The 23,368-nt window shown below is 60.8% G+C and carries 24 protein-coding genes; 15 read left to right on the forward strand and 9 right to left on the reverse strand.

Going from position 1 to position 23,368, the window contains the following annotated elements; translation table 11 throughout:
- Positions 1–10: 10 nt before the first annotated feature.
- Together UM93_RS02040 and UM93_RS16965 are read right to left on the reverse strand one after the other, a co-directional pair.
- Positions 11–991 (reverse strand): quinone oxidoreductase family protein, encoded by a 981-nt coding sequence (locus UM93_RS02040; protein ID WP_045073350.1) that lies wholly within the window; start codon positions 989–991, stop codon positions 11–13.
- A gap of 43 nt (positions 992–1,034) precedes the next feature.
- Entirely contained in the window at positions 1,035–1,532 is a 498-nt protein-coding gene (locus tag UM93_RS16965; protein WP_052663527.1) for an SRPBCC family protein, read from the reverse strand.
- 51 nt (positions 1,533–1,583) lie between these two features.
- On the opposite strand from UM93_RS16965, the gene argC reads away from it, so the two are divergent.
- From argC to argH, 8 genes are read left to right on the forward strand one after another with little or no spacing between them, the layout of a single operon-like run.
- Positions 1,584–2,630 (forward strand): N-acetyl-gamma-glutamyl-phosphate reductase, encoded by a 1,047-nt coding sequence (gene argC, locus UM93_RS02050; protein WP_045073352.1) that lies wholly within the window; start codon positions 1,584–1,586, stop codon positions 2,628–2,630.
- Positions 2,627–3,802: a bifunctional glutamate N-acetyltransferase/amino-acid acetyltransferase ArgJ gene (gene argJ, locus UM93_RS02055; protein ID WP_045073354.1), complete on the forward strand. Its 1,176-nt coding sequence runs from the start codon at positions 2,627–2,629 to the stop codon at positions 3,800–3,802. Before argC ends, argJ begins: the two co-directional genes overlap by 4 nt.
- A gap of 45 nt (positions 3,803–3,847) precedes the next feature.
- Positions 3,848–4,744: an acetylglutamate kinase gene (gene argB, locus UM93_RS02060; RefSeq protein WP_045073356.1), complete on the forward strand. Its 897-nt coding sequence runs from the start codon at positions 3,848–3,850 to the stop codon at positions 4,742–4,744.
- Complete coding sequence (locus UM93_RS02065; RefSeq protein ID WP_045073359.1) at positions 4,741–6,069, forward strand: acetylornithine transaminase; 1,329 nt, start codon at positions 4,741–4,743, stop codon at positions 6,067–6,069. Before argB ends, UM93_RS02065 begins: the two co-directional genes overlap by 4 nt.
- Complete coding sequence (gene argF, locus UM93_RS02070; RefSeq protein WP_045073361.1) at positions 6,066–7,001, forward strand: ornithine carbamoyltransferase; 936 nt, start codon at positions 6,066–6,068, stop codon at positions 6,999–7,001. Before UM93_RS02065 ends, argF begins: the two co-directional genes overlap by 4 nt.
- Positions 6,998–7,555 (forward strand): arginine repressor, encoded by a 558-nt coding sequence (locus UM93_RS02075; protein ID WP_045073363.1) that lies wholly within the window; start codon positions 6,998–7,000, stop codon positions 7,553–7,555. The genes argF and UM93_RS02075 overlap by 4 nt, the downstream gene beginning before the upstream one ends.
- 36 nt (positions 7,556–7,591) lie before the next feature.
- Positions 7,592–8,809, forward strand: a complete 1,218-nt coding sequence (locus UM93_RS02080; protein ID WP_045073366.1) for an argininosuccinate synthase — start codon at positions 7,592–7,594, stop codon at positions 8,807–8,809.
- A complete protein-coding gene (gene argH / locus UM93_RS02085; protein WP_045073368.1) occupies positions 8,806–10,224 on the forward strand; it encodes an argininosuccinate lyase in 1,419 nt (472 codons plus the stop codon). Before UM93_RS02080 ends, argH begins: the two co-directional genes overlap by 4 nt.
- 164 nt (positions 10,225–10,388) lie before the next feature.
- Here argH and UM93_RS02090 read toward each other — a convergent pair whose 3' ends face one another.
- From UM93_RS02090 to UM93_RS02100, 3 genes are all read right to left on the reverse strand, one after another.
- Positions 10,389–10,799, reverse strand: a complete 411-nt coding sequence (locus tag UM93_RS02090; RefSeq protein ID WP_045073370.1) for a hypothetical protein — start codon at positions 10,797–10,799, stop codon at positions 10,389–10,391.
- Positions 10,800–10,945: 146 nt separating this feature from the next.
- On the reverse strand, positions 10,946–11,326 hold the full coding sequence (locus tag UM93_RS02095; protein WP_045073372.1) for a TfoX/Sxy family protein: 381 nt from the start codon (positions 11,324–11,326) through the stop codon (positions 10,946–10,948).
- Positions 11,323–11,709 carry a nuclear transport factor 2-like protein gene (locus tag UM93_RS02100; protein WP_045073374.1) on the reverse strand — a complete coding sequence of 129 codons (387 nt, stop codon included), beginning with the start codon at positions 11,707–11,709 and terminating at the stop codon, positions 11,323–11,325. The genes UM93_RS02095 and UM93_RS02100 overlap by 4 nt, the downstream gene beginning before the upstream one ends.
- A gap of 74 nt (positions 11,710–11,783) precedes the next feature.
- On the opposite strand from UM93_RS02100, the gene UM93_RS02105 reads away from it, so the two are divergent.
- The 4 genes from UM93_RS02105 to UM93_RS02120 all read left to right on the forward strand — a co-directional run bounded on the left by UM93_RS02105 (position 11,784) and on the right by UM93_RS02120 (position 15,337).
- Positions 11,784–12,464 carry a winged helix-turn-helix transcriptional regulator gene (locus tag UM93_RS02105; protein ID WP_045073375.1) on the forward strand — a complete coding sequence of 227 codons (681 nt, stop codon included), beginning with the start codon at positions 11,784–11,786 and terminating at the stop codon, positions 12,462–12,464.
- Between the two features lie 167 nt (positions 12,465–12,631).
- Positions 12,632–13,390 carry a maleylpyruvate isomerase family mycothiol-dependent enzyme gene (locus UM93_RS02110; RefSeq protein ID WP_045073377.1) on the forward strand — a complete coding sequence of 253 codons (759 nt, stop codon included), beginning with the start codon at positions 12,632–12,634 and terminating at the stop codon, positions 13,388–13,390.
- Positions 13,391–13,490: 100 nt separating this feature from the next.
- The gene (locus UM93_RS02115; RefSeq protein ID WP_045073379.1) at positions 13,491–14,516 is read left to right on the forward strand and encodes a daunorubicin resistance protein DrrA family ABC transporter ATP-binding protein; all 1,026 of its coding nucleotides are present in this window, start codon (positions 13,491–13,493) and stop codon (positions 14,514–14,516) included.
- Positions 14,513–15,337, forward strand: coding sequence for an ABC transporter permease (locus UM93_RS02120; RefSeq protein ID WP_045073381.1), 825 nt, complete (start codon positions 14,513–14,515; stop codon positions 15,335–15,337). Before UM93_RS02115 ends, UM93_RS02120 begins: the two co-directional genes overlap by 4 nt.
- Here the strand turns inward: UM93_RS02120 and UM93_RS02125 are convergent.
- From UM93_RS02125 to UM93_RS02140, 4 genes are all read right to left on the reverse strand, one after another.
- Positions 15,319–18,555: an AfsR/SARP family transcriptional regulator gene (locus tag UM93_RS02125; RefSeq protein ID WP_052663528.1), complete on the reverse strand. Its 3,237-nt coding sequence runs from the start codon at positions 18,553–18,555 to the stop codon at positions 15,319–15,321. The two genes, UM93_RS02120 and UM93_RS02125, sit on opposite strands and share 19 nt — an antisense overlap.
- Before the next feature lie 63 nt (positions 18,556–18,618).
- Positions 18,619–19,077 carry a DUF4442 domain-containing protein gene (locus UM93_RS02130; protein WP_199921799.1) on the reverse strand — a complete coding sequence of 153 codons (459 nt, stop codon included), beginning with the start codon at positions 19,075–19,077 and terminating at the stop codon, positions 18,619–18,621.
- A 9-nt stretch (positions 19,078–19,086) separates the two neighbouring features.
- Positions 19,087–19,629 (reverse strand): methylated-DNA--[protein]-cysteine S-methyltransferase, encoded by a 543-nt coding sequence (locus UM93_RS02135; RefSeq protein ID WP_045073382.1) that lies wholly within the window; start codon positions 19,627–19,629, stop codon positions 19,087–19,089.
- Complete coding sequence (locus UM93_RS02140; protein WP_045073383.1) at positions 19,626–21,137, reverse strand: DNA-3-methyladenine glycosylase 2 family protein; 1,512 nt, start codon at positions 21,135–21,137, stop codon at positions 19,626–19,628. Before UM93_RS02140 ends, UM93_RS02135 begins: the two co-directional genes overlap by 4 nt.
- An 88-nt stretch (positions 21,138–21,225) precedes the next feature.
- Between UM93_RS02140 and UM93_RS02145 the strand changes: the two genes are divergently transcribed.
- The 3 genes from UM93_RS02145 to UM93_RS02150 all read left to right on the forward strand — a co-directional run bounded on the left by UM93_RS02145 (position 21,226) and on the right by UM93_RS02150 (position 23,080).
- A complete protein-coding gene (locus UM93_RS02145) occupies positions 21,226–21,897 on the forward strand; it encodes an SDR family oxidoreductase (protein ID WP_045073384.1) in 672 nt (223 codons plus the stop codon).
- A gap of 164 nt (positions 21,898–22,061) precedes the next feature.
- Positions 22,062–22,376, forward strand: a complete 315-nt coding sequence (locus UM93_RS18020; RefSeq protein ID WP_199921800.1) for an agmatine deiminase family protein — start codon at positions 22,062–22,064, stop codon at positions 22,374–22,376.
- A complete protein-coding gene (locus tag UM93_RS02150) occupies positions 22,316–23,080 on the forward strand; it encodes an agmatine deiminase family protein (RefSeq protein WP_199921801.1) in 765 nt (254 codons plus the stop codon). The genes UM93_RS18020 and UM93_RS02150 overlap by 61 nt, the downstream gene beginning before the upstream one ends.
- The last annotated feature ends 288 nt before the right edge of the window (positions 23,081–23,368 follow it).

Genomic DNA, 23,368 nt, shown 5'->3' on the forward strand with positions numbered 1-23,368 from the left:
CGCTGGTGGCTCATGGCAATAGCAGTAGCTTTCCGGTGGTCTTACGGGCTTGTAGGTCTCGGTGCGCCTGAGCAGCTTCGGCGAGCGGATAGCGGCCACCGATACGCACCTTGAGGCCGCCCGAGGCGACTGCCTCAAAGATTTCAGTGGAGCGCCAGCGTCGCTCTTCGGCGGTCAGGGTGTGATGGGCGAGAGTAGGCCGGGTGATGAACAGTGAGCCGCCAGCGTTTAGCCTCATCAGGTCGAAGGGCGGCACCGGGCCGCTCGCGCCGCCGTAAAGTACCAAGGTGCCGCGGATCGCCAGCGAGGCCAGCGAACCGTCGAAAGTGTCCTTGCCGACGCCGTCTAATACCGCGTCAACGCCGTGGCCTTCGGTGATCTCACGAATCTGCTCGGCGAAGCCACGGCCGGACTCGTCCTGGTAGCGAAGTACATGGTCGGCGCCGGCGGCCTTGGCCAGGGTCTCCTTTTCATCGCTGGAGACGGTGGTGATCACCGTGGCACCCTTTGCTTTCAGCAACTGGCTGAGCAGCAAACCAACGCCACCGGCCCCGGCGTGGGTGAGAATGGTGTGACCGGGCTCCACTTTGAAGGATGAATTGATTAAGTAATGCGCAGTCATGCCTTGTAATGGCAGTGCAGCAGCGGTTTCCAGGTCGAGGCCCTGGGGCACGGGCAGCGCTTTTTCGGCGTCAACCAGGGTGTATTCGGCGTAAGATTTCGCGCCCTCTGCGGTGGCTACCCGGTCGCCCACAGCGAAATCGCTCACTCCTTCGCCCACCGCTTCAACGGTTCCGGCGGACTCAGCACCTGGGGTGAACGGCAGTGCCACCGGGTACAGGCCTTCGCGTTGGTAGGTCTCAATGAAATTCACTCCGGCCGCGGCTACCTTGATCAATAGCTGGCCCGGGCCCGGTGCGGGCTGCTCAACTTCGGTGATCTCTAAGACGTCCGGTTCACCGAGGGACTGCGCAACAATGGCTTGACTCATAGCTCAATGCTAGCGGGCCTCGTCGCTGTCGCCGCGCTCCATGTCACGAACTTACGCTCGCTGCCGGATGCTCCCTGAGCCACTTCCGGAACCTACGTTCGCCGTCGCGCATCAGCGCATTGTGTGCCCAACGGAAACCCGGTGCAGCCAAGGGGGCCAAAAAGTTCATCCACGGTTTGGTTGTCTGTACGCTCCAGTTAATCCTTAGTTCTGTGTGCGGCCCGGAGTCCGTTGTGTTGCCTTCGTTGATCTCCAGGAACTGCGCGTCCCCGCTGCCGCTGAGGTCGCCACTGCCGCTCACCGACAGGCTGCTTTCCGGGACGATCCGCTGGACAGTCAGCTGTACTCGAAGTCGGTAGCCGAGCGGGCTGCGCACGCCCAGCCAGAGCTCGGAGCCGGTATCTAGCGGACTTGCTGGCCAGGATTCTTTGGCCAGGGCTGGCCACCAATGTTCCCAGCTGCCCAGGGTGACTAGCTCCTGCCAGCAGCGTGTCGGCGTGGCCGGTAGCAGCCAAACCGTATGGAAGAGATAGCTATGCATAAATATTTATCTCGATGTATATTTACATGAAATTTGAGGTAGGATCATGGTATGACCATTTCTGTAGCCGTCTCTGGTGCCAGTGGATATGCCGGCGGTGAATTGCTGCGACTGCTTGCCAATCACCCGAGTGTCAGTATCGGTGCTATCACCGCCCACAGCAACGCTGGTTCCAGACTAGGCGAGCTGCAGCCACATTTACATAGCCTCAGCGATCGCCTGCTGGAAGAAACCACCGCAGCCAACCTCTCCGGTCACGACGTGGTTTTCCTAGCGTTGCCGCACGGTGCTTCAGCCCAGCTTGCGGCGCAGTTGCCGGAGCACACCCTGGTGATCGATGCCGGAGCGGATCATCGTTTGGAAGATCCCGCGGCCTGGGAAGCTTTTTACAAATCAGAACATGCCGGAAGCTGGCCTTATGGGCTGCCGGAGTTGCCTGGTCAGCGCGAAAAGCTGCAGGGCAGCAAAAGGATTGCGGTGCCCGGTTGTTACCCCACCAGTGCACTTTTGGCTTTGACTCCGGGGTTTGCCGCCGGTGCCTTGCTGCCCGACGATGTGGTGATCGTCTCCGCCTCAGGTACCTCCGGAGCGGGCAAGTCGCTCAAAGCGAATTTGCTTGGCTCCGAAGTGATGGGTTCAATGTCGCCTTATGGTGTCGGCGGGCTGCACCGGCACACTCCGGAAATCGAACAGGGCCTCAGTCAAGTGGCGGGCGAGCAGGTCACCGTGTCGTTCACCCCGACGCTGGCGCCGATGAGCCGCGGCATTCTGACCACCGCGACCGCGAAGATCGCGCCGCAACTGGCAAAACAAGCTAAGCCAGCGGAGGAACTGAGGCAAATCTGGGCCGATGCCTACCAGGATGAAGCCTTCATTCATCTGCTGCCCGAAGGCCAGTGGCCGAGCACCAAGAGCGTCGTCGGCTCCAACCATGCGGCGCTGCAAGTTGCCTATGACGAGCGGACCGGACGGGTGCTGGTCTGTGCGGTGATCGACAACCTGACCAAAGGCACCGCCGGCGGTGCTGTGCAATCAATGAATATCGCCCTCGGACTGAATGAAACCCTGGGCCTGGAGCAATTAGGAGTGGCCCCATGAGCAATCCAGCAACAGGTGTGACGGCGGCGCTCGGTTTCCGGGCCGCCGGTGTTGCCGCAGGGTTGAAAACCTCGGGCAAAAGCGATGTCGCAGTGGTGGTCAATGACGGACCGCTGAAAAATGCGGCCGCGGTGTTCACCAGCAATAGGGTGGCTGCTGCTCCGGTGCACTGGTCCCGTCGGGTGATTGGCGATGGTCGCGCGGATGCGGTACTGGTCAACTCGGGTGGTGCTAATGCCTGCACTGGGCCGGAGGGATTTCAAAATACTCACGCCAGTGCGGAGAGAACAGCTGAACTGCTCGGCATCTCGGCCACCGATGTGCTGGTCTGCTCCACCGGGCTGATCGGCGATCAACTGCCAATGGATAAATTGCTGCCCGGCGTCGAGGCCGCCGTCCAAGCCCTCACGGTGGACGGCGGAACAGAGGCCGCCAATGCCATTATGACCACCGATACGGTGGCCAAAGAAGCGGTGCGTAACGGCAACGGTTGGACCGTGGGCGGGATGGCGAAGGGCGCCGGTATGCTTGCCCCTGCGCTCGCCACCATGTTGGTGGTGATCAGCACCGATGCGGTGCTTGAACCTAGCCAACTGGATGGTGCACTCCGCGAGGCTTGCCGACTGAGCTTTGACCGGGTGGATTCCGACGGCTGCATGTCCACTAACGACTCAGTCATTCTGCTGGCCTCCGGGGCCAGCGGGCAGAGCCCGGTGCGGACGGAATTTCAGCAAGCACTCACCGAGCTGTGCCAGGATCTGGCCCGGCAACTGATCGCCGATGCTGAAGGGGCCAGCCACGATATTGCGATTCGCACCTTCAACGCGGCCAACGAAGAGCAGGCGGTGCTGGTCGCCAAGACGGTGGCGCGTTCCAATCTATTCAAGGCAGCGATCTTCGGCCAGGACCCCAACTGGGGCCGAGTGCTGGCGGCGGTCGGCACCGTGCCGGAAGCTCTGGCCGCCTTTGATCCGGATCAGCTCGACGTCAGCATGAACGGGGTGCAGATCTGCCGCAACGGGGCCATCGGCGACTCTCGTGACCTTGTGGATCTGAGCGGCCGCGAGGTTCGAGTGGACATCGACTTGAAAGCCGGTGAGGCCGAAGCGACCATCTGGACCAATGACCTGACCCACGACTACGTGCATGAAAACAGCGCTTACTCTTCCTAGCTGCCCCTAATCGTCAATAATCAGCAAACTCTTGCGAGGACATTCATGAGCACCAAGCAGGCCCAGGACAAAGCCGCCATTCTGATCGAAGCGCTGCCCTGGATCCAACGCTTTGCCGGCACCGTGATGGTGGTCAAATATGGTGGCAACGCGATGATCAATGATGAGTTGCGCCGCGCCTTCGCCGAAGACATGGTGTTCCTGCATCACGTTGGCATTAAACCCGTGGTGGTGCACGGTGGTGGTCCGCAGATCAGCTCGATGCTGGACCGGCTCGGGATTGAATCCGACTTCAAAGCTGGCTTGCGGGTGACCACGCCGGAGGCGATGGACGTGGTCAGAATGGTGTTGACCGGCCAGGTGGGTCGCGAACTCGTCGGGCTAATCAATGCCCACGGCCCTTACGCCGTCGGGCTCTCCGGCGAGGACGGTGGGTTGCTGCAAGCCCAGAAGACGGATCAAGACCTGGGCCAGGTCGGCGAAGTCGTCGGCGTGAATCCAGGTTCCATTCTTGACCTGCTCGACGCCGGGCGGATCCCGGTGATCTCCACCATCGCCCCCGAACTGGGCGATGCGTCAAGCGTTTTGAACGTCAACGCCGATACCGCTGCCGCAGCGCTCGCGGTCGCCCTGCATGCTTCCCGGCTGGTGATCCTGACCGACGTGGAGGGCCTGTACCGCAACTGGCCAGACAAAGGGTCACTCATCAGCGCGCTGAGCGTGAGTGAGCTCCGTGAGTTGCTGCCCAGCTTGGCCTCCGGGATGATCCCGAAGATGGAGGCTTGCCTTAACGCGGTGGAAGGCGGGGTGCAGAGCGCTTCGGTGGTAGATGGTCGCAGCCCGCACTCCATGCTGCTGGAAATTTTCACCACCGCTGGCAACGGCACCCAGGTCTTCCCCGAACAGGAAACCACCGCCTCGGAAGTGGGGCAGCAAGCATGAGCGCAGAAATGGTCGCCTCGCCGGAACTCTCCGAACTAGTTCATGAATCCAGTGGTGCACAATGGCTGGCCCGCTACCAGCGCTCCTTGATCGGTGTCTTCGGCACCCCACAACGAGTACTAGTGCGCGGTGCTGGTGCCCTGGTATGGGACGCCGACGGTAAGGAATACCTTGATCTACTCGGCGGCATTGCCGTCAATGCGCTGGGTCACGCGCACCCCTTTGTCACTTCGGTGATCGCCAGCCAACTGGCGACGCTCGGGCACGTCTCCAACTTTTTCACTAGTCCTACCCAAATAGCCTTGGCCGAGAAACTTCTCGAGGTGGCTCAGGCTCCGCAAGGCTCGGCGGTGTTCTTCGCTAACTCCGGCACTGAAGCCAACGAGGCGGCCTTCAAGCTGGCCCGGATCTACGGCAACCAGGGCGGTAGCGGGGCGTCCCTTCCCGAAGCACAACGAAAGACTCGCATCCTGGCGTTGCAAGGAGCCTTCCACGGCCGCACCATGGGTGCCCTGGCGCTAACCGCCAAAGAGGCTTACCGGCAGCCCTTCGAGCCATTGCCAGCGGGCGTTGAACACTTACCGTTCGGCGATCTCGGTGCGCTGGAAGGTGCCCTAGCCGCTGGCGGCGTAGCTGCGCTGTTCCTTGAGCCTATCCAGGGCGAGATTGGTGTTCGGCCGCTACCCGAGGGCTACCTACGCGAAGCGCGCAGGCTGACTCGGGAAGCCGGGGCCTTGCTGATTATTGATGAGGTTCAGACCGGAGTCGGGCGGACCGGCGAATGGCTAGCCTGGCCAGCTCTGAGCGGACTCGATGCCGGGGGCGCGCTCGCCGCCGAAGAACTACCGGACGCCATTACCTTGGCTAAGGGCTTGGGTAGCGGCTTTCCGATTGGGGCCCTGATCGCCATTGGCTCAGGGGTCGCTGGAATGTTGGGTGCTGGCTCGCATGGCAGCACCTTTGGCGGCAACCCGGTGGCTACCGCTGCCGCACTGGCCACCGTGCACACCATCGAATCCACCAGGTTATTGGGCCAGGTGCGCGCTCGCGGTGAAAAGCTGCGCGAGCAGTTGCGCGAACTCGTCCACGTTACTGAGGTCCGCGGCAGTGGCCTGTTGATTGGCTTCGATCTAGCTCAACCGATTGCCGCCGAGCTGGTGCGGCTAGGGTTGGACGTCGGATTCATCATCAATAGTCCGGGGCCGAGGACAATCCGGCTTGCGCCGCCGCTGATTATTAGCGAGGCACAATCGGATAGCTTTATTACAGCACTGCCGAAGATGATTGAGACCGCCTTGAGTTCGGAAGAGAGAAGCACGAAATGACCCGTCACTTCTTGGTCGATACCGATCTAAGTCCCGAAGAGCAGGCCGAGGTTCTCGATCTGGCTCTGCAGCTGAAGCGGAATCCTTATCTTCGCCAACCTTTTGCGGGTGAAGGCGCGGCCCGCAAAACTGTTGCGGTGATCTTCGATAAGACCTCTACCCGGACCCGGGTTTCCTTCGCCACCGGGATTGCCGAGATGGGTGGCTCGCCGCTGGTGATCAACGCGGGGGAGTCGCAGCTTGGGCATAAGGAGTCAATTGCTGACACCACAAATGTGCTCGAGAGGATGGTCTCCAGCATTGTCTGGCGCACCTTCGCGCAGAGCGGTTTGGAAGAAATGGCGGCGAACTCCCGAGTGCCGGTAATTAACGCCCTCTCCGACGATTACCACCCCTGCCAGCTGCTCGCCGATCTGCTCACCGTGAAAGAACATAAGGGCGAACTGGCTGGGCTCACCCTGGCCTACTTCGGTGACGGCGCGAATAATCTTGCTAATTCTTACTTACTAGCCGGGGTAACCGCCGGGATGCACGTGCGGATAGCTGCACCGGCTGGGTTCCAACCAGCTGACTCAGTATTGCAAGCAGCGAAGATCCGGGCGGAGGAAACTGACGCTTCGATTCTGGTCACCGATGATGTTCAGCTTGCTGCCGCCGGTGCCGATGTGCTGGCCACCGACACCTGGGTTTCGATGGGGCAAGAGGACGAGAAGAGCAGCCGGGAGCAGATCTTCCAGCCTTACTCCCTCGACGCTGCGGTACTTGCTCAGGCAGCGCCGGACGCCATTGTGCTGCATTGCTTACCGGCTTACCGAGGCTATGAGATCGCCGCCGAGGTGATCGACGGCCCGCAATCGGTGGTCTGGGACGAAGCGGAGAACCGATTGCATGCGCAAAAGGCGCTGATGGCCTGGCTGATGGACCGATCATGACGTTACTCGCCGAAGGCCCGGAGTCGAATCCTCACACCCAGCCGGTGCCGCTGATTCCGTCCACTAAGACCGCGCGGCAGGCCAGGATCGCCGCTCTGCTCACCGCGCAGCCAGTGCGTTCTCAAGCCGAACTTGCTGCCCTGCTGGTCGACGATGGCGTGCAAGTCACCCAGGCCACGCTGTCCCGCGATCTGGTTGAACTCGGTGCGGTGCGGGTGCGCAGTGACGCTGGGCTGGTGTACGCAGTGCCGCAAGCCGGTGTTGATCGCACACCGCACGCCGCGGTGTCCAAGGAATACTTAGACGCCCGGCTGACTAGGCTGTGCGGAGAACTGCTGGTCACCGCGGAAGCCTCAGCAAACCTCGTGGTATTACGCACCCCGCCAGGTGCCGCAAGCTTTTTGGCGATGGCGATTGACCACTCTGTGTTGCCCGACATTCTGGGCACCATTGCGGGTGACGACACGGTTCTGGTGATCGCCCGCGATCCACTCGGCGGAGCCGACATCGCTGACCGTTTCCTGCAGTTCGCCCAAGACCCGGCAAACTCTTAATAACTTTTGAAATCTGCAAACCTGAAAGGACCCTTCATGACTGACAGCTCCACCAACAGAGTTGTATTGGCCTATTCCGGCGGCCTGGACACTTCGGTAGCCATTGGCTGGATTGCCGAGGCCACCGGCGCCGAGGTAATCGCGGTGGCGGTCGACGTCGGCCAGGGCGGCGAGTCCTTGGAGACCGTGCGGCAGCGTGCGCTGGGTTGCGGCGCTGTTGAGGCCTATGTGGCCGATGCCCGCGATGAATTTGCCAATGATTACTGTGTGCCGACGCTCAAGGCGAATGCGCTGTACCAGGGGCATTACCCCCTGGTCTCGGCTATTTCCCGACCGGTGATCGTCAAGCATCTGGTGAAGGCCGCTCGGGAATTCGGTGCCACTACAGTGGCACACGGCTGCACCGGTAAGGGCAATGACCAAGTCCGTTTCGAAGTCGGTATCCAGACCCTGGGCCCGGATCTGAAGTGCATTGCTCCGGTACGGGATTTGGCGCTCACCCGGGATAAGGCGATCGAATACGCGGAACGCAATAACCTGCCGATTGAAACCACCAAGAAAAACCCGTACTCGATTGACCAGAATGTCTGGGGACGTGCGGTGGAAACCGGTTACCTGGAAGACATCTGGAATGCGCCGACCAAGGACATTTACGACTACACCGCGACGCCGGAATTCCCGCCGGCTCCGGATGAGGTGGTGATTTCCTTCCAGGCTGGCGTACCGGTCGCGGTGGACGGTGTCGCGCTCTCACCGCTGCAAATCATTCAGGAACTCAATCGTCGTGCTGGTGCCCAAGGTGTGGGCCGGATCGATGTTGTCGAGGACCGTTTGGTCGGTATTAAGAGCCGGGAAATCTACGAAGCGCCGGGGGCGATGACGCTGATCGCGGCGCATAAGCACCTTGAGGATGTCACCATTGAGCGTGAGCAGGCCCGCTTCAAAGCTACCGTCGGGCAGCGCTGGTCCGAGCTGGTCTACGACGGCCAGTGGTTCTCGCCGCTCAAGCGTTCGCTGGATGTGTTCATCGAGGATACCCAGAAGTACGTCTCCGGCGATATCCGGCTGACCCTGCACGGTGGTGTAGCTCAGGTGAATGGCCGGCGCAGCGAGACCGGTCTCTATGACTTCAACCTGGCCACCTACGACACCGGCGATACCTTCGACCAGTCACAGGCTAAGGGCTTCATCGAGCTGTGGGGGATGTCTGCAAAGACCGCTTCCAGCCGGGATCAGCGGCTCGAGGGTTCATGAGCGAGTCAGCGACTAATGAAGGCTCACTCTGGGGAGCCCGTTTTGCTGGGGCTCCCGCGGATGCACTCGCGGCACTGAGTAAGTCAACGCATTTTGACTGGCGGTTGGCTCGTTATGACCTGGCCGGTTCCCGGGCCCACGCCCGGGTCTTGCAGCGTGCCGGACTGCTGAACGACGTCGAACTCGACGGCATGCTGGCCGCGCTGGACCAGCTCGACGCCGATGTTACCTCGGGTGCTTTTGTGGCCGCCGAGAGTGACGAGGACGTGCATGGTGCCTTGGAACGCGGGCTGATCGAGCGGGCTGGTACCGAGCTCGGCGGCAAACTACGCGCTGGGCGGTCCCGGAACGACCAGATCGCCACCCTGGGCCGGATGTTCCTGCGCGATCACGCCCGACTGATCGCCCGCGGCGTATTGGCGACCATCGATGCGCTGCTGGCGCAGGCCACTGCGCATCACGGCGTGGCGATGCCCGGCCGCACCCATTTGCAACATGCCCAACCGGTGTTGCTGAGCCATCATCTGATGGCGCACGCCTGGGCATTGCTGCGGGACGTTCAGCGTTTGCAGGACTGGGATCGCCGGGCCGCGGTTTCGCCCTACGGTTCGGGTGCGCTCGCCGGTTCCTCGTTGGGATTGGACCCGAACGCCGTGGCCGCCGAGCTCAGTTTTGATTCGGCGGCGTGGAATTCTATTGATGGCACTGCTTCCCGCGATGTGTTTGCCGAGTTCTCCTGGATTGCTGCGATGATCGGCGTCGATTTGTCCCGGGTTTCTGAGGAAATCATTCTCTGGGCCACCAAGGAGTTCTCTTTCGTGACCTTGGACGATGCCTTCTCCACCGGTTCGTCGATCATGCCGCAGAAGAAGAACCCCGACGTTGCCGAACTCGCTCGCGGTAAGGCCGGCCGGCTGATTGGTGATCTGACCGGTCTACTGGCGACCCTGAAGGGTTTGCCGCTGGCATATAACCGGGATTTACAAGAGGACAAGGAACCCGTTTTCGATGCGGCCGACACCCTCGAGGTGTTGCTCCCCGCGGTCTCCGGGATGATCGCCACGCTGGAGTTCAACACCGAGCGGATGCAAGAACTCGCGCCGCTGGGCTTTGCTTTAGCCACCGATGTCGCTGAGTGGCTAGTCCGCCAGGGTGTGCCGTTCCGGGAGGCCCATGAGCTGTCCGGGGCAGCGGTGAAGCGGGCGGAGTCGCGGGGGGTGGAACTGTGGGATTTGAGCGACGAAGAGTATGCGGCAATCTCGCCACGGCTGACGCCGGAGGTGCGCTCAGTGCTTTCCACCGAGGGCTCGCTGGCAAGCCGGAACGCTCAGGGCGGGACCGCGCCCTCGGCCGTGCTCGAGCAACGAGCTGCCTTGGAAGCGCAGCTCGCTCCGGTGCGGGATTTCGCTAGCTAACGGAGCGCCGCTACGGCGGCCCCGCCGTCGTGCTGCTTAGCCGGCGCTGTGGTGCTTGGCTCGCCGCTGAACTCTGTGCCCTGATGTCTGGGGCACAGAGTTCAGCGTGAACGGTGCACCGGGGTGTTTTGTTTTAGCTCATCGGGTTCGATCACTGCCGAAACTTACAGGTACAGCCGGTCTCCATTGAGAACCGCCCGAATTCGCCGCCCGACCCCTTTTCGCAAGTCTGGGTGAGTCCAGCCAGACTTGCGGGCGATTCCGCCTCCCATACCGCCACCCATGATTTCTCCGACTGAAAAGCAAAAGTAGCTCAGCTGCGCTCCGTCACGATTGTTCCAGTGCAGGGCATCGATGTCGTACAAGAGTTCGTGGAGTAGGGGCTCTGAGCATTTGACCCGGGAGGCGAGAAAAACGGCGTAGGTCTGGCCGCCATAGTCACCTTCCAGAACGACGAATGCGCCTTGAATGGAGGCGGCTTTCGTAAGACTCGCGTTTGCGAGGTGATTTCTCCCCAGATTGAGGGGAAGAGCCGGGCTGGTTTGGCTTTTGGAAAGTTCATTTGAGGTATACATTCACCTTCGATCATCGCGGAATGCCTGATCGAGGTAAACAATCGAGGCCAAAGCTAGCCAAATGTGATGAGACTTCGTCGGCTGGCAGATTCTCAACGGACGCTGCACTCCGGGGGGGCAACGGCGGCGCCGTGGTTTCTAAATAGCTACTGCTCCACCGGGGAATGCTGTTCCCGCAGGGAGGCTTGGGCGGCGTGAAAAGAAAGCGCCTGGGCGAGCCACTCGATCAAGCGCTGACCGGTGAGCCCCTCGGGGTTCACCGCGATCCAACTGCGCTCCATGGTCCGGCTTGGGCCCATTCGGGCTGGTTGAGCGAAGGGCTCGCCCAGCAGTCGTTCGCTATTCGCGGGATCTATGCGCAGCAGCAACTCACCATGGCGTCGCGCCGCAGCGATCATTCGCCCGTCGATCATGAACGAGATCCCGCCGAACATCCGCACTTCACGGGGATGCCGGTCCTCGAGAGCCGACCTTAGCCGGTCCAGCAGTTCTGCTTGCGCTGGGTCCGGGGCTACTCGTGCCGTCATCGACCACCCTTTTCGAGGTACTCCGGGCCGTTGTACTGCAGATTCAAGGTCGCGATGCGGCCGTTCTCGAAACCGAAGAATTCGGTGAAGGTCATCGGGCCGCCGGGCATCGTCGCCGAGTAGAGCACCGCAGAGCCGGAGTTGTCATGCACGTCGTGAATGATCTCGAGCTCTTTGACCGTGGCGATGAAACCGGCCACACCATGCAGGAAGCCTTCGGTTGCGTCGGGCCGGTGCCCGGCCAGTGCTCCGGTGAAGTCCAGGTGGTCGGTGAGTAACTCGCGCATTGCCGCACCGTCCTGGTAGGCGGCCGCGCCTGCCTCAAGAATCCGGTAGTACTCGATGAGTACTTGGGGAGCCCGGGATGAGAGTTGAACGGACATGAGATCCTCCTCGACTCAAACAATGATACTTTATTATTTAAAGCGGTTGCTTGAAAAAGTCAAGGGGTGATGGTGTGAAGTCTTATGGACAGCTGTGCGCGGTAGCGCGGGCTCTCGATATTGTTGGTGATCGGTGGACCATGCTGGTGATTCGCGAATTACTGATTCAGGGGCCACTTCGCTTTGGCGAGTTGCAAGGTGGCCTGCCGGGAGTTGCCACCAACCTTCTGACCCAACGTTTACGGGAGCTTGAGGAACATGGCGTGCTGGTGCGTGAATCCGTCAGGCGCTCCAGCGGCTCGACCATGTATCGCTTGACCGAGCGTGGTGAGGCTTTAGAGGGAGTGATTCGCGAACTTCTCAAATGGGGTGCGCCGACGGTTTCGGAGGCGCCAGCGGAGTCAATTTTTCAAATGCACTGGCTCAGTCAACCGGCTCGTTACTTACTCAAAGACCACCGACCGCAAGAACCGGCAAGTACCATCCGGTTCGGTAACTTCGACGATGGTTTCGACCTCACCGCCTCGGACGGCAACATCGAGGTCAGGCCCTGTTCTCGCGATGCCCAGCTCCGGGCGGTGGTGTCCGGTCCGCGGCAGGTCCTGGTCGGGCTGCTGCAAGGTGCGATCGATCTGGCTGCCGCAATTGCCTGCGGAGTGGAAGTTCAGGGGGAGTCTGCGGCGCTGATTCGGGTGCTCCCGCAAACAGGGACACCGAGCAGTGCGGATCAAGACAACTCATTGCCCTCGCGATAGCGCCTATCGCCCTCCCAAAGTCCGCAGGCTCACTTCGGGGCCCTCGGGATAGCGCCTATCGCCCTCCCAAAGTTCGCAGGCTCACTTCGGGGCCCTCGGGATAGCGCCTATCGCCCTCCCAAAGTTCGCAGGCTCACTTCGGGGCCCTCGGGCGATAGGCTGGGGTCATGACACTCAGCGAGGGTGCTGCTTTGCAGCTTGCGATTAGCGAAATGAATGATTCCGCCTGTGCGCTGAGGCAGTGGCTGGAGGATCACAGCGACGACGAGATCCGAGAAGCATCGGCCCTGCCGGGCTGGACCAGGGCCCAGGTCTACGCCCACTTACGCGGGGTCAGCAGCGCCGTTGCCCGCCAACTTGACTATGCCAAGCGCGGCGAGCTGATTGAAATGTACGACGGCGGCACTGACGGCCGGAATGCGGATATCGCCCGCCACGCGGCGTTAGAAAAACTAGAGTTGTTGGCCGCCCTCGAGAAATCCCTCGGCCAGCTTGCCGCAGCCGTTGAGGCGCTGGAAGATCAAGATCTGACCGCCCGGGTCAGCTACCGGGACGGCACCGTGGTCGATGCGCTACAAGCTGGTTGGCGCGAATTGGTGATTCATCACGCCGACCTGTTAATCGGTTTCAGTTCACAAAACTGGTCAACCGAGTTCAGTCGACACCTCTTCGATTTCCTCGAAGCCAGGATCCCGGAAAAGACCCGCCTGGTACTGCAACCCCTCGGCCAACAACCGGTCACCCTGGCCAATGGCAACACCTCCGGCAAGAGCTATGTGGTGACCGGTCAGCTCACCGATATTGCCGCCTGGCTAGCCGGTCGGAAACCGGTGGGGCAGTTGGAAGCCTGGGCCGCCGCCGACGCCGTCGAGCTGCCAGCATTGCTCCCTTGGCCCTCGCCGTCTGTAGCGCCATTGCAGCATTGAAAGCACAGGTAAGCGCACCGTAAGCATTCGGTAAGCGCCCACTGGAAGTATCAAGGACAACAGCGGTGAGAGCCGCGCAGTCCAGTGGGAGGAGCAGCACATGAATGCTCAAGACTTAGCGATCGAGGCACACGGCCTGGTCAAAGTCTTTGGTGAGAATCGAGCCGTCGACGGCGTCGATCTCGCAGTACAAGCCGGCACCGTCTATGGGGTCCTCGGTCCGAACGGAGCCGGTAAGACCACCACCATCAGTATGTTGGCCACCCTGCTCAAAGCCGACGCCGGTGAGGCCAAGATTTTCGGCCATGACGTGCGGCGCGAAGCTCAGGTGGTCCGTCAGTTGATTGGCGTGACCGGGCAATATGCCTCGGTCGATGAAAACCTCAGCGCCACCGAAAACCTGAGGTTGTTCTCTAAATTATTGGGTCTCAACGGCCGGGCGGCCAAGCTGAAAAGCGCCGAACTGCTCGAAGAGTTTGGCCTGACCGAGGCCGCGAAGCGCCCGTTGAAAAATTTCTCGGGTGGCATGCGCAGACGCCTCGACTTGGCGGCCAGTTTGATCGCCCAGCCGCCGTTGATCTTCCTCGACGAACCCACCACGGGCCTCGACCCACGGACCCGGGCGCAGATGTGGGAGACCATCAGGCGTTTGGTCAGTTCGGGATCCACCGTGCTGCTGACCACCCAGTATCTCGATGAGGCGGATCAGCTCGCCGACCGGATCGCAGTGATCGATAGGGGCAAGGTGGTGGCCGAAGGAACAGCTGATCAGCTGAAAGCCTCGGTCGGGAACTCGGCTCTGCTGCTCAGCCTGACCGACGCTTCTCAACTGCCCGAGGCGAAGCTCATCATCGAACAGACTCTCGGCGTGAAGCCGAGTGAATCACCGGAGCAGGGCCGACTGACCGCCCCGATGCAAAGCCCGGATCTGGTCACCGATCTGCTGCTCAGCTTGCGTGAAGCCTCGATTCGGGTCGCCGAGATCTCGGTGCAGAAACCCAGCCTCGATGAGGTCTTCATGACCATCACCGGGCACCCCGCCAGTGAGGGCGAGGAGACCAGCAGTATTCCCGACGACGCCAGTGAATTGGCAGGTATCGACGTTATCCAGGAGGCACAGAAATGAGCGCCACGACTCTTTCCGGGGTACTCGACCCCGGCACCGCAAGCTTGAAAAACCATGTCAGCATTGGCCAAACCGTCCGCAACTCGTTGACCATGGCCTGGCGAGGCTTACTCAAAATCAAACGCACTCCGGAACAGCTGATCGACGTTACAGTTCAGCCCATCCTGTTCACCGTGATGTTCACCGCGATTTTCGGCGGCGCTATCGCGGGCAGCATTGAGCAGTACCTGCCCTATATGCTGCCCGGCATCTTGGTGCAATCGGTAATCACCACCTCGGTGGTAACCGGTGTGCAGCTTCGGGAAGACATGGACAAGGGTGTTTTTGACCGATTTAAATCCTTGCCGATCGCCAGAATCGCGCCACTCGCCGGTGCCTTATTGGCCGATACGCTGCGCTACGGGATTGCCACTACGCTGACCTTCCTGACCGGTTGGATCATGGGTTACCACGCTGCTGGCGGGATCGGCAATGTACTGCTCGCGGCACTATTGGTGATCATCTGTTCCTGGGCGGTGAGCTGGATCTTCGCCTTCTTCGGTGTAATTGCCCGGAGTGCGGCGAGCGTGCAGGGGATTTCCTTCCTGGTGCTGTTCCCGTTGACCTTTCTCTCCAACGGCTATGTCAAGCCGGAGACGATGCCTGATTTCCTTGAAGCTTTCGTGAACGTGAACCCACTTTCCTTCCTGATCAGTGCGATCAGGGACTTGTGTAACGATGGCGCCTTCACATCAAACGCGCTCTGGGCTCTGGTGGGCGCCGCGGTGATCGTGGTGGTGTTCGCTCCGCTGACTGTACGGGCCTATATGCGGAAAGCCTGATTGGAGAGTAAAAGCCAGATTTCAGCCAGCGCAGCATCACTGCCGGGTGTCGGCTGGGAAGCCAGGGCGGCGTCGACGGTGGTAGCACCGAGGCGCCGCTTTGCTGCTGCCAAATGCCGTTCCCGCAGTAGTGACGGGAGGTCCTGCCGTCCATCGGAAAGCAGCAATAACCGGAGGCCAAGTTCCGAGCGTTCGCTGCCCGGCGGTGCGGTCTGCACACCCCAAGATCCCACGGTCAGCGCTGCGGTTCCCACCACCGGCCGGTCGAGAAAAGTATCGCCAATCAGCCGGCGTAAGGCAATGCAATGCACACGGACCCGTTGTACCCACCGATCTAGCGGGGCCCCGGTGAGTGGATCGTGTAAGAGAAAAGCACAAACCGCAGCGGCAACCAAAATCGAGCCATAGGGGCCACGTTGATTCCGGTACTGTTGCGGATCTTCGGCCATCAGCCGATAACCGGCCAGGCCGAGCTCGGCGTTCCCGGCACTCAGCTCCACTTCGGCTCGGAGCGCGGCCAGAATTCCGCTGGCGGTAATATCGTCCTCTTCTTCGGGCAGTTCCGCGAGCGCGCCATTGAGAGTTCCGACCGCCGCCGCCAGGTCCCCGGTGGCGAGCTGATTTGCCGCGATCATGGCGTGCATTTGACGCAAATCAGGTACCGCATCGAGTTCAACCATATGTTGTAGAGCACGCTGCCCCCACAAAAGCGATTGCTCGTGGTTGGCACGTTGCGCATAAATCTGGGAGAGCGAAGCGGCCATCGTGCCCATTGTCCAGGTGTCAGCAATTTCAGAGCCGAGTCGATAGGCCCGCAATGCGCTGGCGATCGCCTCGCCGGATTGGCCGGAGTTCTCCATCATGAAGGCTTCGATCATCGCCCCAGTGGCCCGGGTCATCGGATTCGTGCTGCTTTTGGCCGTCTCGATGGTGGCCAATAACCGCTCGGTCGAGCCGATGTTCAGCCAGAGTCCAGCCACCGTGCGTAAGTGCTCATCGAGCAGCACCGGGCGTTTGAGGAGGCGTCGGAGCGTTGCCCGGGCGCGAGCGCTCAATCGGATGTCCACGGTACCCAGGGTTGCCGAGACCAGCGTGAAACACATCACCGCGGCCGGCACATCCTGATCAGCGATGGTCTGGCCGCGGAGTGCCTCCATCACGGCCGGAGCGAAGCTGATCACGTCTTGGTGCGCTGAGCGAATTGACCAGTAATTTCCTAGCAGCGCGAAAATCCATAGCACCACCGAACTATTCTTTGCCGTCATTGCCCGGCGCAGCAGGTAAATTAAATTGTCTTGTTCAACCGCCAGCGCCCTGATCGTCTGGATCTGCCCCGGACCGTAGGCCTCAGCAAATCGTTCCTGGCATAGCTCGCGAGCCCAATCCAGCATCAGTTCGGCTACCCAGTCCTGCTCATTGGCTTTGAGTTGTTCAAGGTTGCCGAATTCACGAACTGTTTCGAGCATCCGGTAGCGCAGTTGGCCAGTGAGCGGATGTTCCTGGCCGCGCAGCAAGGACTGGTTGAGTAGCGCTTCTAGATCAGCTTCGACGTCGTCGGGCTGTTCACGATCCGCACCGGCCACCGCGATGGCGGCTTCACGGGAAAAACCGTTGGGGAAGCTGCAAAGTCTTCGAAGGCTAGCTTGCTCTTGCGCGCTGAGCAGGCTCCAACTCCAGTCGATCACGGCGTGCAGAGTGCGGTGACGTTCTTCGATGCTGCGGTCGCTACTGCGCAGCAGGGTGAATCGTTGGCTAATCCGGTCCAAGATTTCGGCCACGCTCATGGTTCGGATCCGTGCGGCGGCCAGCTCAATGGCAAGCGGCAGCCCATCGAGACGGTCGCACAATTCGGTGACCGTTTCAAGGTCGAGTGGAGCCGAGGGCCGGGCGGCTCGGGCTCGCTCCAGGAAGAGCTCGATGGCCGCAGGTAGTTGCTGGTCCGCGCCGATAGTGATGGCAAGAGGCTGCAAGAGGTAGACGAATTCGCCAGCGATGTTCAGCGGGGATCTGCTGGTACACAGGATGGTCAGCGACGGCACCGCGCGGATTAGCTCAGCAATCACCAGAGCAGCTGCTTCGACCAGATGTTCGCAGTTATCCATCACCAGTAAGGTGCGGCGGTCATGCAGTTGTTCCACGATGCGCTGCTCAAGGCCAATGACCGCGATCCCCGGTTTTTGCCGCAACTCAGCGATCCCCAGTAGCGACCCCAAGGCCAGCCAGATATCCGCGCCATTGCGGACGCTGGCCAACTCAAGCATGGCGACGGCGGGCGTACCAGAACCGGCCGCCCGCTGGGCGAGTTCGGTGGCAAGGCGGGTTTTCCCCAGCCCGCCGGGGCCAAGAATGCTGACCACCCGAGAGCTGGAGAGTAATCCGTCAAGGGCTGCTAGATCTGCTTCGCGGCCCAGTAATCGATTGACCGGGGCGCGGAGTCCGATGGTGGTTGCGGCGCGCAGTGCTGGCTGCTTTTCTGCTTGTAATAGCTCCTGCTGCAAGGCAACCGCCTGCTCGCTTAGCGAACTGCCCAGGGTGTTCTTCAGGGCGCGGCGGAATGTCTCCAGCCGAGCCAGCGCCTCTGGAGTCCGTCCGAGCGCGCGATAGCTGCGAATAAGCGCCAAATTGAGCTGCTCGTCGAGGGGGTCAGTGAGCAGTAGAGTCGACAGAAGCTCCACGGCAGCTTGCCAATGCTGCGCGTAAACCAGGGCCAGTGCATGAGTTCGACTGAGTTCCGTCTGGAGCTGGTTAGCGCGCTGTAGAAGTATGTCGCGGGCGGGGGAGATCGCAGCATCAAGCCCGGGTTCGCCTTGCCACAGCTCAAGTGCTTGCTGGCAATGGGTGATCGCTGAGCTCGGGTCAGCGTCCAGATTGCTGGCCGCCTCGCGGAGTAATTGCTCAGCTCTCCAGAGATCGACCTGCTCGGCGCTCGCGTTCAACCGGTAACCGCCGGGGGTTGATTGCAGAATCTCATTATTCAAGGAGCGGGTACGCGAAATCAGCGTGTGTAAAGCTGTTTTGGCTCCGCTGGGGGCATCAGCACCCCAGATATCGTCGATCAGCCGCTCCGGGCTAACCGCGTGTCCATCGGCAAGCGCGGCCGCGATCATTAAACTGCGGGCCCGCGGGCCCGGAGGGGAGGTCTGCCCGCCCTCTGGATCGAGAAGTTCCACCGGACCGAGGAGCCGCAGACGTGGCGGTGCGGAGTGGTCGGGGCTCATTCCTCCGATGCTACCGCTTGGCGCGGCTTGGGGTTGCTCGCCGCGTAGTTTTAGTCAGGTGTCCTATGCTTTCTTGCGCAGGTAGAGCTGTTTGCGCACGGTGGCAACCACCTCTCCGTCAGCGTCGAGAATATCGGCGCTGAACCACTCCAGCACCTTTCCGCCGTCGGAGGCAGCTGCCCGGAGTTGGCGAACACGTTCTGGGTCGAGCCGAAACTCGACGCTCACGGTGCCACGCCCCGGCTTGCGGAAGTCGATCTCGGCTGCTTTATCCCAGACCACATGATCCTTTCCAAGATGCTTCATCACGAGCAACATCCAGAACGGATCGGTCATCGCAAACAGCGAACCGCCAAAATGCACACCGACCACATTCTTATTCCACGGCAGCGCGCGCATCTGCACCCGGGCGTAGTCATAATCGGCGCTGATTTCCTTGACCGTGATGCCGGCCCCGCGTAAAGGAGGCCAGATATTGAGCGCACGGCGAACCATTGACGCCTTGGCTTGGAGCATTCGCATGCCCCCAGTCTAGGCTAAGTTACTCGCGAGTAGCGAGTTGGGCGACTCTCTATCCAGCAGGCTTCGTTTGATCTTGAGGCCCCAGCGGAAACCGCCGAGGCTGCCGTCCAATCTGAGTACTCGATGGCAGGGCACGAAGAGAGCGGCGGCGTTGAAGGCGCAGGCGCTTGCCGCCGCGCGCACTGCCCGAGGATTTCCGGCTAAGTTGGCGTACTCGCTGTAAGTCACCGGCTGGCCAGCTCTGATACTCCTCAGCGTCTGCCAGGCGTGAGTTCTGAACGGCCCGGAGTGTTGTAGCACCTCAACCTGGTCAATAGCGGTCAGCTCACCCGAGTAGAAGGCGGTTACCGCCTCCTCGATGCTCTTCAGCGGCGTAGATTCCTTAATTGTCTTCGGCAATAGGTCCCGATGAATTTGGCCGGTCAGCTCACTCGCCTGATCGGTCCAGCCGGAGGCCAGCACGACGGCATCCGGACGGGCGATTACGGTGAACGGGCCATCAGGGGTGCTCAGAGTGAAGAGGGAGGCCACTGCTGCTGTTGAATTGCTCATGGTTTTCCTTGGCTAGAAGTTTTCGCGCTGCTTTCGGCGGCAGTGCGCCAAAAATGAAGGGTTGCATAGGAGCGCCACGGACTAAGGGCATCGGTTTCGTTGGCTTCGAGGTTCAGCAGGCCGAGTCCTTTGCGTACCGCAACATCGCCGTCCAGATGAATATCTGTTGCGGCGAGGAAACGCATCGCGACGTAATTGACCGTCCAGGGGCCAATCCCGGGCAACGGTAGCAACTTGGCGCGCAGCGAATCGAGATCGTCATCGAGGCCTAAGTGGAGGCCTTCGGCTAATTGGCGCATCGCGTTGTGGATCGATTCGATTCGTCGAGCGGGGCCTCTCAATAAGCCAATGCTGCCCTCGACCAGCTGTTGAGGTGTTGGGAAGACTCGTTGCAGTTGCCCGCTGGCATCCTCGAAGGGGGCGCCCAGAGTAGCCAGCCGATGTAACTGGCCGCGGGCCGCTACCACGGTGATCTGCTGACCAACCATCGCCCGGAGCAGCATTTCAGCCGGATCGACAGCACCCGGTAACCGGATTCCCGGGATGCTGGCGACACGGGCGCTCAGTGCCTCGGAGCGGCTGAGTTGGTGGTCGATGGCGAGCGGGTCGGCGTCGAGGTCGAAAACCCGGCGCACCCTAGCCAAGAGAGTCGGCAGATCCTTGAGATTATCCAGATGCGCCTTTAACCGCAGGTGATCGGTCGCCCAGGCGCGTTCCACCGAATTCAGTCCCACGGAAAGCTCAGGCAACCGGACCTCGATGCTCGCCTTGCCGTGTTTGAGTGCCAGCGTTCGTGAATAGCTCTCCGAGCTGGCTAACTCCACACCGTCGATGGCACGTGCGGCCAGAAAACTGAAAATTCCGGCGTCGTAAGGTGGCCGTAGCGGCAACCGCAACTCCAGGGTGGTGCCCGGTCCGACGGTTACGGAATTCTGGGGATGCCTCTTCAGCCCGGCGGTACGCAACTGACCGGGGCTTGAGTCGAAGATCTGCTGAATGGTTTCGTTGAACTGCCTGATCGAGGAAAAGCCGGAGGCAAAGGCAATATCGGCAAATTTCATCTCGGTAGAAATAAGCAGCGTGCGAGCCGTCTGCGCCCGGGCCGCCCTCGCCAAGGAAAGCGGACCGGCACCCAGCTCAGCCCGCAAAATCCGGCCTAGCTGTCGACTCGAATAACCCAGCTGCTTGGCGAGCTGATCGACGCCGCCGCGTTCCGCGTTCATCTCACCATCGATGATCAGCCGCATCGCCCGGGCTGCCACATCGGAACGCAAGTTCCATTCCGGGGTGCCCGGGGTGGCCTCGGGCAGGCAGCGCTTGCAGGCTCGATAGCCAGCCTCGTGAGCAGCAGCGCTGGTGGCATAAAAGGTGACATTCTCCCGATGCGGGGTGCGCGCCGGGCAGGACGGACGACAATAGATGCCGGTGGTTCGCACCGCTGTGAAGAACTGCCCGTCAAAGCGGGTGTCCCGGGCGTCGATCGCCCGAAATCTCTGCTCGAAATCCATAAACTCATTGTGGCAGTAGAGCGGGAGCAAAACTAGCGGAAATCGGACATCACCGTGCTGCCCTTGACCGCTGTGAAAGGATGGTGAAATGCGAATAGTGATTGCTGGTGGACACGGTCAAATAGCGCTTTTTCTGGGCGAGCTCCTGGCTCAAGCTGGGCATCAGCCGCAGGGCCTGATCAGGAAACCAGAGCAGCAAGCGGATTTGTTGGAACGCGGTATTGAGCCTGTGCTGCTTGATTTGGAGAATGTTTCCACTGAACGGCTCGGTTCGGTGCTCAGCGGAGCTGATGCGGCAGTATTCGCCGCTGGAGCCGGGCCCAACAGCGGCGCTGCTCGAAAAGACACGGTGGATCGGGCTGGTGCGGTGCGGCTCGCGGAGGCGGCTGAAGCGGCTGGGGTGCGGCGTTATGTGCAGATTTCTTCGATGGGTGTCGAGACGGTGCGGGACGGTGTGAAACCCGAGGGAATGGACGAGGAATTTCACGCTTATTTAGTCGCCAAACTAGCTGCCGAGGAAGACTTGCGCGCCCGGACTCAGCTCGCCTGGACAATTCTGCGCCCCGGGCGATTGACCGATCAGGACGCCACCGGGCGGGTGTTGCTAGCGGCTTCCACTCCGCGGGGCGAAGTGCCGCGAGCGGACGTGGCAGCAGTGGTGGCTGAATTGCTGAGCAGCGGAGCTGACGGCGGACAAGTGCTGGAACTGATTTCCGGAGATACCTTGATTGGTGCCGCCGTCGCCTCGTTAGGTAATTAGCCGACGGTGCTGCCGTCGGGCTTCCTAACCGTGGCAAAGCCAAGACAAGCTGGTAGGAGCAATCGAATATGCGGATAACTCGCCGAGATGTCTTGGTCGGTACCGGGTTGACCGCGATGGGAGTCGCCCTCATGGGATGTGCTAGTGAATCCTCGAATTCCAGCGTGAGCGAGTCAGATCAACCGGTGCGCTGGCTGATGCCCGAGGAGGGGGTGAAACACTCGGCGACCTGGATGTCCCTCCAAGTCGATGATGCGATCTGGGGTGGAAAACTGGGCGCCGCTGCTCGTCGAACTCTTGAAAACATTGCCGAAACCATCGCTCGCTACGAACCGGTCAAGGCTTTAGTGGCGTCGAAGGGAAGTAGCGCACCGCAGCTGAAGAACGTTGAATTGATTGAGCAGTCAGCAAATGACTTGTGGATCCGCGATACCGGCCCGACGTTTGTGCGGGGGGGTGTGGAATCCTCGCCGGGGTAGATTTCAACTTCAATGGTTGGGGAAACAAACAAAAACATCAGCGGGATGCTTTGGTGGCTAAGGCGGTCGTTTCTGCCGCGAATACAAGTGCTCTGAGCACCGAGCTGGTCTTGGAAGGCGGCGCCTTGGAAGTTGATGGTGAAGGCACCGCGATCATCACTGAAAGCTGCGTGCTCAATAAGAATCGCAACCCCGGTTGGTCGAAGGCGGATGTTGAGGCTGAACTGGAGAAGCTGCTAGGCATTCGCAAAGTCATTTGGCTTCCGGGCATTGTTGGCCGAGACATCACCGATGGGCACACCGACTTTTACGCCCGGTTTGCCGGTCCCGGGGTGGTGGTGGCCAGCCGAGATGACGATCCAAAGAGCTTTGACTACCAGGTGACGCGCAGGCATCTGGAGATTCTGGAAAAGGCCACCGACGCGGCTGGGCGGATGCTCGAACTACATGTCATCCCCGGTCCGGAAACGGTTCGCCCGGACTACGAAAGCGACGATTTTGCCGCCGGCTACATCAATTTTTATGTTTGTAATGGTGCGGTCATCTCACCGGAATTCGGTGATCCGCAGGCCGACGCCTTTGCCCGCCAAACGCTGACCAAATTGTTCCCCGGCTGGGAGATTGTCCAGCTCAACATTGACCCGGTCGCGGCGGGCGGTGGTGGGATCCACTGCGCCACCCAGCAACAGCCAGCAAACGCCTGACCGTGAGGGTCGACGCTGATGCTCCACGTCGAGTACGGAGCCTCGCCGAACGCAGATGACTCATCTCTAAGCACCGAAGCAACGAAGCAACGGAGAGCGTCTATCCTCGATTGGGACCGGCTGGCGTTGATTTGCTTATTCCTGGGACACAGGTATTTCGTTGCAAGCGCCGGGTGAACCAGAAAATGCTGGCAGCCGAGAGCAGCATTTGGCCAGCAAAGATCAGAAAGTGAAACTTACCGGTAACCACCGAGGCATACACATGAAAGCCAGCCACGCCAAGAGCAG

Origin of the sequence: Psychromicrobium lacuslunae, from assembly GCF_000950575.1 — a bacterium.
Lineage (GTDB): Bacteria > Actinomycetota > Actinomycetes > Actinomycetales > Micrococcaceae > Renibacterium > Renibacterium lacuslunae.

What these genes read in the sequence shown, in the direction of transcription:
- UM93_RS02135 (WP_045073382.1), bottom strand. Translation starts at nt 19,629, where the DNA reads ATGAGCAATTCAACAGCAGCAGTGGCCTCCCTCTTCACTCTGAGCACC.
- UM93_RS02040 (WP_045073350.1), bottom strand. Translation starts at nt 991, where the DNA reads ATGAGTCAAGCCATTGTTGCGCAGTCCCTCGGTGAACCGGACGTCTTA.
- UM93_RS02140 (WP_045073383.1), bottom strand. Translation starts at nt 21,137, where the DNA reads ATGGATTTCGAGCAGAGATTTCGGGCGATCGACGCCCGGGACACCCGC.
- argJ (WP_045073354.1), top strand. Translation starts at nt 2,627, where the DNA reads ATGAGCAATCCAGCAACAGGTGTGACGGCGGCGCTCGGTTTCCGGGCC.
- UM93_RS16965 (WP_052663527.1), bottom strand. Translation starts at nt 1,532, where the DNA reads ATGCATAGCTATCTCTTCCATACGGTTTGGCTGCTACCGGCCACGCCG.
- UM93_RS02130 (WP_199921799.1), bottom strand. Translation starts at nt 19,077, where the DNA reads ATGCGAATGCTCCAAGCCAAGGCGTCAATGGTTCGCCGTGCGCTCAAT.
- argC (WP_045073352.1), top strand. Translation starts at nt 1,584, where the DNA reads ATGACCATTTCTGTAGCCGTCTCTGGTGCCAGTGGATATGCCGGCGGT.
- UM93_RS02080 (WP_045073366.1), top strand. Translation starts at nt 7,592, where the DNA reads ATGACTGACAGCTCCACCAACAGAGTTGTATTGGCCTATTCCGGCGGC.
- UM93_RS02125 (WP_052663528.1), bottom strand. Translation starts at nt 18,555, where the DNA reads ATGAGCCCCGACCACTCCGCACCGCCACGTCTGCGGCTCCTCGGTCCG.
- UM93_RS02090 (WP_045073370.1), bottom strand. Translation starts at nt 10,799, where the DNA reads ATGTATACCTCAAATGAACTTTCCAAAAGCCAAACCAGCCCGGCTCTT.
- UM93_RS02110 (WP_045073377.1), top strand. Translation starts at nt 12,632, where the DNA reads ATGACACTCAGCGAGGGTGCTGCTTTGCAGCTTGCGATTAGCGAAATG.
- UM93_RS02145 (WP_045073384.1), top strand. Translation starts at nt 21,226, where the DNA reads ATGCGAATAGTGATTGCTGGTGGACACGGTCAAATAGCGCTTTTTCTG.
- UM93_RS02120 (WP_045073381.1), top strand. Translation starts at nt 14,513, where the DNA reads ATGAGCGCCACGACTCTTTCCGGGGTACTCGACCCCGGCACCGCAAGC.
- UM93_RS02065 (WP_045073359.1), top strand. Translation starts at nt 4,741, where the DNA reads ATGAGCGCAGAAATGGTCGCCTCGCCGGAACTCTCCGAACTAGTTCAT.
- UM93_RS02075 (WP_045073363.1), top strand. Translation starts at nt 6,998, where the DNA reads ATGACGTTACTCGCCGAAGGCCCGGAGTCGAATCCTCACACCCAGCCG.
- UM93_RS02100 (WP_045073374.1), bottom strand. Translation starts at nt 11,709, where the DNA reads ATGTCCGTTCAACTCTCATCCCGGGCTCCCCAAGTACTCATCGAGTAC.
- argB (WP_045073356.1), top strand. Translation starts at nt 3,848, where the DNA reads ATGAGCACCAAGCAGGCCCAGGACAAAGCCGCCATTCTGATCGAAGCG.
- argH (WP_045073368.1), top strand. Translation starts at nt 8,806, where the DNA reads ATGAGCGAGTCAGCGACTAATGAAGGCTCACTCTGGGGAGCCCGTTTT.
- UM93_RS02115 (WP_045073379.1), top strand. Translation starts at nt 13,491, where the DNA reads ATGAATGCTCAAGACTTAGCGATCGAGGCACACGGCCTGGTCAAAGTC.
- argF (WP_045073361.1), top strand. Translation starts at nt 6,066, where the DNA reads ATGACCCGTCACTTCTTGGTCGATACCGATCTAAGTCCCGAAGAGCAG.
- UM93_RS02095 (WP_045073372.1), bottom strand. Translation starts at nt 11,326, where the DNA reads ATGACGGCACGAGTAGCCCCGGACCCAGCGCAAGCAGAACTGCTGGAC.